Raw genomic sequence first — 12,771 nt, 5'->3', positions numbered from 1 at the left:
AGCCCGGTTTCCATCCGGAAATGGTCTTTTTTGCCAATCTCGGCGTCAATCTGCGCATTTGCTTGTGCGGCGACCACCAGGTCGCCTCCGCGCAAATGCTGGATTTCCTTGATGTTGGCAAAAAATGCTCATTTCCGGATGGAAACAAGTCAAGTTCAAGTGGGAGGTCATTTAGCCTTTGGAATGGATTCACTGGGTGCTGCTGATCCTCGGCGCCGCCCTGGCCTTGGCGGCTGCCGGCCATGCCCTCCTCCACAAACGCGACCCTCGGGCGGCACTTGGTTGGGCGACGGTCTGCCTGGCCTTTCCCCCACTCGGACCGGTCCTGTATTTTCTCTTCGGTTTCAATCGGGTGCAGACGCGGGCGAAAAAGCTCTCTTTGCCCGAAGAGCCTGAGGCCGCGGATGCGTGTCCGGCCCCAGCCTGCCATGGGACGGCGCCGTCTGAGAATGCATCCCTGCCGCGTAGCTGGAGGGACGTCATGCAGGTGTCCGAGGCGATCACGGGCCGCCGGCCGAGTGCAGGCAACCGCTTCATGATGTTTCACAATGGAGAAGAGACCTATCCGGCCATGCTTGCGGCTATCGAACGGGCGCAGCATTCCGTTTTTCTGTCGACGTACATCTTCGAGTCCAACCGTACGGGCCGAACCTTCATCCAGCGCCTGGCGGAGGTATCCGGGCGCGGTGTGGACGTCCGTGTGCTGCTGGACGGCGTCGGGGAGTGGTACAGTCTGCCGAGGGCCGGCACCCTGCTGAAAAAGGCCGGGGTGCGGATGACTCGTTTTCTGTCCCCCCGGATCATCCCGCCGAGTTTCAGCATCAATCTCAGAAATCACCGCAAGGTCCTCGTCGTGGATGGGCAGGAGGCCTTCCTGGGCGGCATGAACATCGGCGACCGGCACCTGGCGCTGGGCGCGAAAAGGCGAACGCGGGTCATCGATGCGCACTTCCGGGTCGAAGGGCCAGTGGCCGCGCGGCTCGAACAGGCCTTCCTTCATGACTGGTCCTTCTGCACCGGCGAGCCGCTGACGGGCCCCGGAAAGGCGCTGCCGGCTGCGGGGGATGTGGTTTGCCAGGTCATCCTGGACGGGCCCGATGAAGATCTGGACAAGCTCGGGATGATTCTGGTGGCCGCGGTCTCGGCGGCGCGGGAGCGCGTCTGGATCATGACGCCGTATTTCCTCCCCCCCAGGGATCTGATCGGAGCGCTTCAGACGGCTGCCCTCAAAGGGGTGGACGTGAGGATCATCCTGCCGGGCTGCAACAACCTTCCCTTCGTGCACTGGGCGACACGCAACATGCTTTGGGAACTGCTGCGCCGACAGGTGCGCGTGTATTACCAGCCGCCCCCTTTCGTGCACAGCAAGCTCCTCGTCGTGGATGATTTCTATGCCCAGGTGGGCTCGGCGAACATCGATCCGAGAAGCCTGCGCCTCAATTTCGAGCTGACCCTGGAGATCTACAGCCCGACAACCGCGGCGGTCATAGCGGGCCACATGGCCGAAAGCCTTGCATGGTCCGAGGAGTATACCCTGGCGGATCTGGAGAGGCGCTCCTTCCCCATCAGGCTGCGCGACGCCCTGGCATGGGTCTTTTCCCCGTATCTCTAGACTGCGTGAGGCCGTTGACCGACGAGCCTTCTTGACAGGACAGGTCTTCCGACCGTAAGGTGGATGACAAGCTCCGGGGCGGCGAAACGGCGCATGTCCCGGCATGCCCCTATCAATGACCGCTCTCGAGCTTGGGGGATAAACCCATGAAAGATACGATTGCCTTCATCATGGCGGGAGGGCGCGGCGAGCGGCTCATGCCGCTTACCCTGGACCGCTGCAAGCCGGCGGTGCCCTTTGGGGGCATCTACCGCCTGATCGATTTTACACTGAGCAACTGCGTCAATTCGCAGATCTACAAAATCGTGGTGCTTCCCCAGTACAAGTCCCAGTCCCTGAACGAGCACCTGGAGGCGGGGTGGAACATCTTCAACCAGAAGATCGGCCAATTTCTCAAGGTCGTGCCGCCCCAGCAGCGCACAGGGCCCGAGTGGTATCAGGGGACGGCGGATTCCATCCGTCAGAACCTCTACCTGATCCGGCGCTACAAACCCCGCCACATCCTGATCCTTTCGGGAGACCACATCTACAAGATGGACTACTCCCGTTTCCAGCGGTATCACCAGGAGCACGATGCGGATATCTCGATCTCGCTGCTGGAGGTGGACAAGTCCCTTGCCCATCAGTTCGGGGTGGCGGTCGTCGACGAGAACTACCGGATCACGGGCTTTCAGGAAAAGCCCAAACAGGAAGCGCAGACCATCCCCGGCGATCCGCAGCATGTCCTCGCCTCCATGGGGATCTACCTCTTCCGCGCCGAGACCCTGCTCGACATCCTCGATTCCACCGAAGCCTACGATTTCGGCGGCGAGATTATCCCAAGCCTGGTCGAAAGTCACCGTATCTATGCCTATCCCTACCGCAGCCAGAATGCCATCGAAGACTACATCTATGTCACCCTCGAAAACGGCGAGCGTCAGCTCCGCAGGGAGCCGCGCACCCGCGATTCGTCCTACTGGCGTGATGTCGGCACGCTCGATGCCTACTGGAACGCCAACATGGACCTGACCGGAGTGGACCCGTATTTCAACCTCTACGGGAGGAACTGGCCGATCCACACCTACCAGATCCCGGCGCCGCCCGCCAAGTTCATCTTCGCCGACGAGCGCTCGAGCGAGCAGCGGGCGGGCAAGGCTCTCAATTCCATCGTCGCGCCGGGCTGCATCGTGAGCGGGATCGTGCGGGACTCCGTTCTTTCCTACAACGTGGTCGTCCGCAGTTGGGCGACGGTCGAGGAATCCGTGATCCTGGACGATGTCGTGATCGGGCGCCACTGCAAGATCAAGAAGGCGATCGTCGACAAGCTCAACAACATCCCGGACCATACCGAAATCGGCTACCATCCCGAGGAGGACCGACAGCGCTTCCCCGTCACTTCGCGCGGCATCGTGGTGGTGCCGAAGGGCTACTTCAAGAAAGAAGAGGCCGCTTGACCGTTTTTCAGGCAGGTTCGTCGGCCCTGAAGGCGGAAGCCCGGTTGTCCGATCGATGTTGCTGCGGTGATTTGTAGCCCCGAAAAGGGTGCCCCGATGATCATAGCGGTTTTAAAAGGAAGCCAGGCGGGTTCCCTGAGATGGGGCTGCACGATCCCCCCTCGGGGATCGCGGCCCGTGCAGGTACGCCTGGAAGGTACCGGGTCCCGCTGGGCCGCGGAAAAGTCAGGAAAGCGGTGATGGGCGCGGCGGCAGGGGGAGGAGCGTCTTACGGCGTTGCCTGATCCGGAAATACTCGGTGTAGCCGGCGGCATAGGCCAGCTCCAAGGCCTTGGGGAAGCCCTCGCCCACGTCGTCCGGTTGATGGGCGTCAGACCCGAAGCAGATGGGGATGCCGCGTCCGCGGGCCCAGGTGAGCAGCGCCAGGGAAGGATAGATCTCTCCAACCGGCTTTCGAAGCCCGGCCGTGTTCAGTTCGATCCCCATCCCGGCCTCCGCGATCCGGTCGAGGGCCGGTCCGGCCATTTCCTCGAGGGCCGCGTCGGAGGGGCGGTAATCGAATTTCTTCGGCAGGTCGAGATGGCCGACGATGTCGAAGAGGCGTGTCTTGGCCAATCTGCAGATCAGGTCGAAATAGCGCCGCCAGGTGGCAGTCACGTCCACGGCGTCCCACACGTGGCGTTCGTCCGGGTTGTCGAAGCCCCAGGCGGCGATGAAGTGGACCGAGCCGATGACCAGGTCGAAGGGTTGCCGGGGCAGCCATCGCTCCAGAAAGGCCTCACAGCCCGCGTAATAATCCGCCTCCACCCCGAAAAGCACCTCGGGAGGCCCCGGCGTCCGGATGTCCGCGATCATGCCGCAGTAGGCCGGAAACTCGCCAAGCGCCATGCGGTGGGCCGGGTCGTAGTCCGTGTCGGTGGGCGCGTGATCGGTGAAACAGATCTCCGGGATCCCCTTTGCGGCCGCTGCGGCCTTGTATTCCTCCGGCGCGCCGACGGCGTGGTGGCAGAGCGGGGTGTGGATGTGGTAATCGGGCAGATCGAGAGATGCCCCAAGGCTTGTCATGGCGAGTGTGCTCCGCGATGAAGGGCTGGGCGGCCGAAGAATGGCTTGTCCGGTCCCCCGGCGCGGGATGCCTTGCCCGCGCCGGTTGAAATGAGCTTCAGGCGTGCTTCTTGGGCCTCAGGGCCTTCTCGAGTTCAGCCCCGAGGGACCCGAACGACCCTTTGTCGCTCTGGCTGAAGCTTCGCCAGCTGTCCTCCTCCTGCTCGGCCTTTGCGGAGGGCAACAGGGTGATTTTTCGCTCCGCCGGGTTGATTTCCCCCACGGTCGCCTCGATGGCTTCGCCCTCTTTCAGCCGGTCCAGGGCGGAATCATCCGCCGAGGCCTTCATTTTCGATTTCGGCAGCAATCCGGTGATGCCCGGCTCCAGGTTGATGAAGAGCCCGAAGGGGCCCCTCTTTTCGATGATCCCGGTTACGATTTTCCCCACCGGATATTTCTGGTCGACCAAGGCCCACGGATCGCCTTCGGCGTCTTTCATGCTCAGGGAGATGCGGCGGTTTTCCGGATCGACCCGTTTGACCACGACCCTGACCGGATCCCCGGGTACGACCAGATCTTCGGGCTTCGCCACGCGCCGGGTGTAGCTCATCTCGCTGATGTGGACCAGGCCTTCGATGCCGGCCACGATCTCTACGAAGGCGCCGAAAGGCGCACAGCGGACCACACGCCCGGTGAGGTGCTGGCCTTCCTGGACAGTTTCCTGGACATGGTTCCAGGGGTCGCCGCTCAACTGTTTGATGGAGAGGGAGATCTTGGCTTGGCGGGAGTTGTCCGCCCGTCCAATCGCGATTACCTTGACATTGAGCCGTTCCCCCGCCCGCAAAATTTCTTCCGGCTTCTCGACGCGCGACCAGCTCAGCTCCGAGATGTGCGCCATCCCTTCCACGCCCGGAGCGATCCGGACAAAGGCGCCGTAAGGCATCAGTTTGACGACCTCGCCCTCGATGACGGCGCCGACCTCCAGGGTTTCCATGAATTCGGCGCGGGTCTTCTCCAGTTCGCGGTTGAGAAGTTCGCGGCGGGAGACGACGATATTCCGTTCTTCCAGTCGCGTGATCAGAAATTCGAGGCCTTCTCCTACGTACTGCTCGGGATGTTCCACGTATCTCAGGTCGATCTGGCTGACGGGACAAAAGGCCCGGCGGTTCATGACCTCCACATTGAAGCCGCCCTTGCAGATCCCGCGCACCTTCCCGAGGACAGGCAGCCGGTTTTCGAAGGCCTCCTGTAGGATCTCGAACCCTCCCGCTCCGGACAGGGCGCGTGAGAGGCGGATTTCGTTGGTGCTGACGGAAACCGCGTACAGCGTCAGGATGTCGCCCACCTTGCACGTCAGGCCGCCTTCTTCGTCCAGCAGTTCGGCGCGCTCGACGACACCGTCGATCTTTGTACCCGTATCGACGAAAACCGCATCGTCGCCGATGGCGATGATCTTCGCTTCGATCCGGTCGCCGACCTGCAGGTCTTCGTTCATTCCCGTATCATAGGCGGCCAGAAGGTCGGCAAAGCTCTCCTCGGCCTCTTCCATGCCCTCGTCTTTCTCATCAAACTCGATCGTCATCTTTTTCTGCTCCTGAAGGTTCTCATCCAGTCGATCAACTGAAGCCGTTTCATACAGAAAAGGGAGCTTGTCTTCCGCCGATGTGCCAGGGTGCATCCGTCCGTGCCCCCTTCCTCCGGGTGTGGGGTTTCTGGGATGGACCTCGCCGCTGATGCATCACGCAGCAGGCAGAGCGCGCGCTTCCCGATCCGCAGGGACCCGAAAGTCCATCATCGACGGCGGTTACCGACATCTTCGATGGGACCCGAATACGTTCCGATGAATGGAGCCTTTTCTGAATGGCCGTGAAAAAGAGTACCCTTATGTTTACCCCCTGACGGGTCGGCGCCGCCGAAAAAGGGGCAGCCGGTCGAACCTCGCCGCGAAGGCCCTCGGTCCGGAGGGTGGGTCTCTTCACCACAAGCGATCTATTATGCCGAAGTCTGTCAAGAAATCCAGAAAAAAAGAGCGGACTCGAGAATGCTGCCGCAAAGGGCCGGCGCCCGAAGGCGATTGCTTGGCCCAAAGCCTCCGGCGGCTGTCCAGGAAAGCTTTGTGCTGAGCGCAGGAGTACGGTAAAATAAAATATACTGTTCATTTTTTATTGGAGGAGGGTCTGGTGGAAAAGCATCTGCTCGTTGCGGTCAGTGAGGACAAGAGGGCCCTTTACGGGGCGCGCTTTGTGGGCCATTTTTTCAAAAACAAGGAGGGAATGAAGATCACCCTCTTCTATACGACGCCGAAGCCCCCGCAGCTCTGGGAAAACGAGCGTTCGCACGAAACCGTGGCCCAGCAGCAGGAGCAGGCCCGGCAGTCTGAGAAAAAGGGGCGCCGGGCGATCGAGGCGGGCCGGTCGGAGCTACGCGCGCACGGCTTCAAGGACGAACAGTTGGATTCGAAGCTTCTGGCCCGCCGGTATTCCAAGGTCATGGATATTGTCCAGGAGGCCCATATGGGCCTATACGACGCCGTGGTCATGGGGCGCCGGGGCCTGTCCTGGATCGAAGAGGCCTTCGAGGAGAGCGTCACCAAAGGGATCCTGGAGCAGGAGTTCGCCTTTCCCATCTGGATGTGCCGCCAGCACGATCTGGAGCGCCGCAACGTCCTGGTCTGCGTCGACGGGTCTGACCAGTCCTACCGGATTGTGGATCACGTGGGTTTCATGCTGCAGGATGAGCCGGACCACGAGGTGACCCTGTTGATGGTCGATACCGGGAAGAGCGCAGAGGGGAAAGACCCGGAAACCGTCCTGGCCAAGTCGCGGGAGACCCTCCTTGCGAACGGGCTTTCCCCTGAGCGGGTGCGCGACCTGGTCCTCGAAGGGAACTCCGTCATCAAGACGATCAAGAAGGAGGCGGAGGAGGGCCGCTATGCGGTCGTCGCTGTGGGTCGGACCGGGACGGGGCAGGGATTTCTCCAGAAAATCTTCATGGGGTCGGTGAGCTGGGGCCTCTTCCGGGAACTGGAAGGCCTGACGCTCTGGGTATCCCGCTGAAAACGGAACGCAGCCGCCGCGGGCCCCTGGCCTCTTTCATGCGCTTTCGAAGGACGGGAGCATGATGCGGGCATCCGCGGCGACGCAGCCCTTGCTCGAGCAGAAGAGCGGGTTGATGTCGATCGAGCTGATCCGCTCTTCGAGGGTCATGACCAGCTCCGAGAAGTCCAGCAGAAAACGGGTCAGTGCCTTCCGGTCGACCAGATCCCGGCCGCGGTAGCCTTCCAGGAGGGGCCGCCCCTGAAGGCCGGTCAGCATTGCCTCCACGTCTTTTTCCGCGAGGGGCGCCATCCGCAGGACCGAATCCTTGTAGATTTCCACGCCGGTGCCGCCGATCCCGAGGAGGATCACGGGGCCGAACTGGTAGTCGATCTTCGCGCCGACGATCAACTCGAGCCCTGCCGCCATTTCCTCCACCAATACGCCCGCAAAGCCCGGCAGCTTCCCGAACCGTGCGAAGACCTCTTCCAACTCTTCCCGGTTGCCGATTCCTGCTGCGACCCCTTTGACGTCCGATTTATGGACGACCTCGGGCGAGACGACCTTCGCTGCCACCGGGTAGCCGATCTCCCCGGCGAAGCGGCGCGCTTCGTCAATTTCCCGCGCCCACGTGTACCGAGGAACCGGCAGCCCCCAGAGGGAAAAGAGGCGCTTGGCCTCCGGTTCGAGGACCCACCCCCACTGCCTGGCGTCCGCCAAAATCGCACGCATCGCTTCTGTCAGCATGGTTTGCACCTCCGCATGGCCTCGGCCATCAGGACCGCGCCTTCGATGGAAGGGGACACAGGCACACCGTTCAGCTCGAAGCCTTCGATCAGCATCCGATATTTCTCGACGCGCGGCACATAGGCGACGAGGGGTTTGCCTTCCTTGAGATAGAGCCGGCTCAGACGGGCGCTGAGGTCCGAGGTGATGCCGGGGAGGTAGGGCAGCAGCAGGACGATCAGGCAGTCGATGTCGGGGGACCGGCTGAGGAATTCGGCGGTCTGGTAAAAATCCTCGTCGAGGGCGCTGCCGGTCAGATCGATTGGATTTCCCAGCGCGGCGATCGACCGGATCGAGCGGGAGAGGCGCTCCCGGAGTTGCTTTTGCTCGGTTTCCGACAGGGTGGGCACCGCGAGCTTCTGGGCGGCGCAGGCGTCGACCGCCAGGGCTCCGTGCCCCCCGCTGCCGGTGATGATGGCGATTTTTCCCGTGATGCTTCTTGGATAGCGGCTGAGGGATTCGCAGAAGGAAAGCAACTCGAATTCGCTCCGGGCCTCGACAACGCCGTGCTGCACCAGAACGGACGAAAAGACGGCGTAGTCGCCCGCCAGCGAGGCCGTATGGCTGGAAACCGCCCGTTCGCCCAGAGCCGACTTCCCGGCCTTGAGGACGATCACGGGCTTGGGGCACCGCGCCGCCGCCTCGACGAAGGCGCGGCCCTCGCGTTTCCCGAACCCCTCCACGTAAAAGGCGATGACTTTGGTTCGCTCGTCCCTGCCGAATTCTTCGAGCAGTTCGATCTCGCCGACGAGGGCCTTGTTTCCGATGCTGACGCCTACCGAGAGGCCGACGCCTTCCTGGGCGAACTTGACCATCTGATCCACCAGGATGCCCCCGCTCTGGCTGATGACAGCGACTGGCCCCGGTTCGGGGCGCACGAAGCGCTCGCTCGGCAGAAAAAAACTGTCGATGCATCCGGGCACATACAGACCGAGGCAGTTCGGCCCGATAAAGGGAAAGTCGGCCTCCCGGGCGATCGCGGTCAGCTGGTCCTGCAGGTCCCGCCGTCCGCTCTCGGCAAACCCGCCGGAGATGATTGCCGCGCCGCCCACGCAGCTGTTGATGCAGTCAGCGAGGATGTCCGGCACGAACTCCGCCCTGACGGCGATGACCGCGAGATCGACGGCCTTCGGGATCTCGGCCACCCGCGAATAAACGGTTTCTCCCTGCAGGCGGCCCCCTTTTGGGTTGACGGCGAAGACCTCCACAGGGTAGCGCAGGTGGTTCTTGTGATAGACCACGTTGGCGGGGTGGCGGTCGTTGTCGAGGGAGACGCCGATCACGGCCAGCGTCTTCGGTTCGAACAGTCTCTGGTAGTTCATGCGGCTCCTCCCCGGAGCAAAGCGAGGCAAGCCCGCTCCTTCAGCAGCGGATGCCGGTATACTCGCCTGAAACGGTGTGATCCGATCGGTTCATCCGATAGACGGCATTCTGCCACGTCCCGCACCCGCCCGCAACCGGATTCGAGGGTTTTTCTGCTCCTATTTTCAAAAGTTCAAGAGCGGCCTTGCCCCGCGGGTTGGGTGGGGCCTGACGGCCGCGGAGTCCTCCCTATGATCAAGACCGATCCTAGGCGAAAAAATCCAGAGCCTGACAAAGGATTCTCCTTGTCTCCTCGGGTCGAATGACTGTGTCGATCCAGTACTCGTAGGCGGAGTCCCAGACGGAGGCGCTTTTCGCCAGGTCGGCTTTCGCTCGCTGCAGGGCCTCGGCCTTGTCCGCAGGTTCCGCGTGTTTGGTCAGGATCGCCGCCCCCATCTCCGGGGCGATGAAACTGATTTCGGCGTTGGGCCAGGCCGCCACGAACTGGGCGCCGGTGGCCGCCATTCCCATGAAATAGTACGCCGCCCCGTAAGACTTGCGTATGATGAGGGTCACCATCGGTACATCTACCCTGTCCATGGTGCCGGAGTGGGCCGCAATGGCGTTGACCATGCCGTCCTTCTCGACCTGCGAGCCGATCAGGAAGCCGGGAATGTCTTGAATCACCAGGAGAGGAATCTTTCTTCTCGAGGCAAGCTCCATGAATGCGGCTGACTTTCTGAGGCTCTTTGCATCCACGGCCCCCCCCGCGCTCAGGGGTTGACTGGCCATGATGCCTACCGCACGTCCTCCGATCCTCCCTAGACCGACGATAAGACCTTTGCCGAATTTCGGTTTGAGTTCGATCCATTCCCCGTGGTCACAGACGCGGTCGACGACCTTCCTCATATCGTAGACCTGCCGGTTGTTGTGAGGAACGATCGTTTCGAGGTCGTGAATGAGCCTGTCGGATGGATCCGATGAAGATTCGGGGGGCCGGAGGATGTGAAGGATGCTCCTGAGGGTCTTGATGCAGTCTTCTTCCGTGCTGACAACGAGGTCGACGGTTCCGGTCGACGTCTCGTGCATGTGCGGGCCGCCCAGATCCCGGTCCGTGATGGTTTCGTTGATGGCCATCTGCAGCAGGGGAGGGCTGGACACAGCCACGGAGGAGTCCTCCACCATCAGCGTGATATCCGCCATTCCGGCCCTGAAGGCCGGGTCCCCGTAGGTGTAGCCGAAAACCCCGCAGAGAAGCAGAGGCCGCCGATCGTGGTTGGCGAGCCAACTGAGGGACTTCACGGTTTCCAGACCGCTCAGCCGTGTGAAACCGGACCCGATTCCATCGGGGATCCTGACGCCTCCTCCCTCGGAAAGGGACAGGATGGGAAAACGGTTGCGTGTGGCGATATCGATGATCCGGTCTACCTTTCTTACACTGACAAAGGACTGGGTGCCGCCCAGCACTGTGACATCGTCACCGAGAACGGCCACCGTCCGGCCATGGATCTTGCCGAGGCCCGTCATGACGCCGTCCCTGGGCGACCGCTCCTTGAAACCCGGCTCCACCGAACGGGCAAATTCCCCGTATTCCAGCCAGCTTCCTTCATCCACGAGCAGGGCGATCCGCTGGGAGACATGGAGTTTGCCCTTGGCCCGGTGCCGTTCCATTCGCGGCGGATTGCCCCTCTGGACCCACGCGCGTTCGCGCTCGAAACGCCTTCGTCCCTCATCGTAATCCATATCAACCCCTGATCATTTCAATCGGAAGGCGGCACTCTCCTGAGACAACCTGAGTATCCAACCGGAAATGATCGCTCGGCGCGATCCGGTTTCCAATCCGGAAATGCGGATTTTTCTTCACACCCTCTGGGTGTTCAGTCCCACCCCTCCCGGGCGGGTTCCAGTTTCTATAACATAAATGAAAACAATCACTTGCATGAAAATGGCCTGTAGGTCGCCGCACAAGTAAACGTGCAGATTGACGCCGAGATTGGCCAAAAAGACCATTTCCGGATGGAAACAAGTTAGTGGATCCTCCGGCTGAATCCTTCCCAATAGGGCTCCCTCAATATGTTCTTACGGATCTTGCCCGAAGGGGTCCGGGGCAGCGGATCGACGAAGACAACGGTCTTGGGGCACTTGTATTTCGCCAACCGCTTCTGGCAGTAGGAGACGATGTCTTCTTCGGCGGCGGTTGCACCCTGCTTCAGATGCAAGAGGGCCATCACCCTTTCCCCCCACTTTTCATCCGGCACGCCGATCACCGCCGCCTCCAGCACCCCCGCTATTTCGGTCAGGACATTCTCCACTTCGACCGGATAGACGTTCTCCCCTCCGGTGACGATCATGTCCTTCTTGCGGTCCCTCAGGAAGATGTAGCCCCGTTCGTCCCGGACCGCAATATCCCCCGTCTCGAAGAACTCTCCCTTGATCACGGCCGCCGTCTCCTCCGGCGCCTCCCAGTACCCCGAAGTCACGTTGTCCCCGCCGGCGACGATCTGGCCGATCTCGCCCGGCTTCGTTTCACGGCCTTCCTCGCCCACGATTCGCACTCGGCATCCGTACATCTCCCGCCCGCCGGAGGTCAGCAGTTCCGGGTCCTGATGGTCCTCCCGGGTCAGGCAGGTGAGGACGCTGGTCTCGGTAAGGCCGTAGATCTGAAAAAAGACGTTCCCCAGGCGCTCGAGGGCCTTCTTGAGGAGTTCCTCGGGCATGGGGGCGCCGGCGTAAACGACCAGGCGCAAGGCGCTCAGATCGGCGTTCTCCTGCCCGGGGAGGTTCAGGAGGGCGCCGATCATGGCCGGGACGAGCAGGGTGACGCTTGCCCGGGTCTTTTCGAGGGCTTCGAGCGTGGCCTTGGGTTCGAAGGCCGGAAGGATGTTCACCGTACACCCTCTTGCGATGTGGGCCATGTAGGTGTGGCAGCCTGCGACGTGAAAGAACGGGGCAACCATGAGGCCCGAGTCTGCGGGGGTGAGACCGAGTTCCACGAGAAGCGAAACCAGCGTCGAGGCGGTGTTGGCGTGGGTCAGTTTCACGCCTTTGGGAACCCCGGTTGTGCCGCTCGTGTAGAGGAGCGTGGCGAGATCTCCGGGCATGGGCCTCTGGAGTGCGGCCGGCTCGGCATGGGCCATGAGTTGCCTCAGATCGAGGCTCCCGGGCGCTTGTTCCGTGCAGATACGGGCTTTCAGGAAGGGCAGATCAGGGGCCAGGGCGGCTACGGTCTGTTCGAAGGGGGGTGAATAGATCAGTGCAGAGGCCCGCGCATTGTGGATGATCCCCAGCAGTTCGTCCTTGGAAAGCCGCGTGTTCAAAGGAAGCGTGACCAGCGAACATGCCGGGAGTCCGAAGTGGGCGACAGCCAGCTCGATGCTGTTGTGGTCCAAAACGGCCACCCTGTCACCGGGGCTGAGTCCGAGCCCGTAAAGGGCTGAGCCCAGCCGCTCCGCCGTGTCCAGAAATTCTTTGTATGTCAGGGACCCTTTGGCCGAGGTGACCGCCGTCTTATCCCCATTCAGGCGGACCGAATGCTCGAGAATGCGATACAAGTCCATTT

General features: G+C 61.8%; 11 protein-coding genes. 4 read left to right on the top strand and 7 right to left on the bottom strand.

The window, feature by feature from the left end:
* The first annotated feature begins 20 nt into the window (after positions 1-20).
* The 3 genes from ACZ500_RS15140 to glgC all read left to right on the top strand — a co-directional run bounded on the left by ACZ500_RS15140 (position 21) and on the right by glgC (position 3,045).
* Complete coding sequence (locus ACZ500_RS15140) at positions 21-206, top strand: hypothetical protein (RefSeq protein ID WP_464228193.1); 186 nt, start codon at positions 21-23, stop codon at positions 204-206.
* Positions 179-1,612, top strand: a complete 1,434-nt coding sequence (cls, locus tag ACZ500_RS15135) for a cardiolipin synthase (protein ID WP_464228192.1) — start codon at positions 179-181, stop codon at positions 1,610-1,612. The genes ACZ500_RS15140 and cls overlap by 28 nt, the downstream gene beginning before the upstream one ends.
* Before the next feature lie 146 nt (positions 1,613-1,758).
* Positions 1,759-3,045, top strand: coding sequence for a glucose-1-phosphate adenylyltransferase (glgC, locus tag ACZ500_RS15130; protein ID WP_464228191.1), 1,287 nt, complete (start codon positions 1,759-1,761; stop codon positions 3,043-3,045).
* Between the two features lie 225 nt (positions 3,046-3,270).
* On the opposite strand, the gene ACZ500_RS15125 is transcribed toward glgC, so the two are convergent.
* Both ACZ500_RS15125 and ACZ500_RS15120 read right to left on the bottom strand, forming a co-directional pair.
* Entirely contained in the window at positions 3,271-4,110 is an 840-nt protein-coding gene (locus ACZ500_RS15125) for a histidinol-phosphatase HisJ family protein (protein ID WP_464228190.1), read from the bottom strand.
* A 97-nt stretch (positions 4,111-4,207) separates the two neighbouring features.
* Positions 4,208-5,671, bottom strand: a complete 1,464-nt coding sequence (locus ACZ500_RS15120; RefSeq protein ID WP_464228188.1) for a 30S ribosomal protein S1 — start codon at positions 5,669-5,671, stop codon at positions 4,208-4,210.
* A 598-nt stretch (positions 5,672-6,269) separates the two neighbouring features.
* On the opposite strand from ACZ500_RS15120, the gene ACZ500_RS15115 reads away from it, so the two are divergent.
* A complete protein-coding gene (locus ACZ500_RS15115; RefSeq protein ID WP_464228187.1) occupies positions 6,270-7,145 on the top strand; it encodes a universal stress protein in 876 nt (291 codons plus the stop codon).
* 36 nt (positions 7,146-7,181) lie between these two features.
* On the opposite strand, the gene ACZ500_RS15110 is transcribed toward ACZ500_RS15115, so the two are convergent.
* From ACZ500_RS15110 to ACZ500_RS15090, 5 genes are all read right to left on the bottom strand, one after another.
* Positions 7,182-7,871, bottom strand: coding sequence for an acetate--CoA ligase family protein (locus ACZ500_RS15110; protein ID WP_464228186.1), 690 nt, complete (start codon positions 7,869-7,871; stop codon positions 7,182-7,184).
* Complete coding sequence (locus ACZ500_RS15105) at positions 7,865-9,232, bottom strand: CoA-binding protein (RefSeq protein WP_464228185.1); 1,368 nt, start codon at positions 9,230-9,232, stop codon at positions 7,865-7,867. Before ACZ500_RS15105 ends, ACZ500_RS15110 begins: the two co-directional genes overlap by 7 nt.
* A 247-nt stretch (positions 9,233-9,479) precedes the next feature.
* The gene (locus ACZ500_RS15100; protein ID WP_464228184.1) at positions 9,480-10,955 is read right to left on the bottom strand and encodes an acyl-CoA carboxylase subunit beta; all 1,476 of its coding nucleotides are present in this window, start codon (positions 10,953-10,955) and stop codon (positions 9,480-9,482) included.
* A 117-nt stretch (positions 10,956-11,072) separates the two neighbouring features.
* Entirely contained in the window at positions 11,073-11,222 is a 150-nt protein-coding gene (locus ACZ500_RS15095; RefSeq protein ID WP_464228183.1) for a hypothetical protein, read from the bottom strand.
* 17 nt (positions 11,223-11,239) lie between these two features.
* The gene (locus ACZ500_RS15090) at positions 11,240-12,769 is read right to left on the bottom strand and encodes a class I adenylate-forming enzyme family protein (RefSeq protein ID WP_464228182.1); all 1,530 of its coding nucleotides are present in this window, start codon (positions 12,767-12,769) and stop codon (positions 11,240-11,242) included.
* Between the last annotated feature and the right edge of the window lie 2 nt (positions 12,770-12,771).

Source organism: Desulfatiglans parachlorophenolica, from assembly GCF_055394735.1.
Note: the sequence above shows the minus strand (reverse complement) of the source record. Positions and strands in the feature narration are given on the sequence as shown.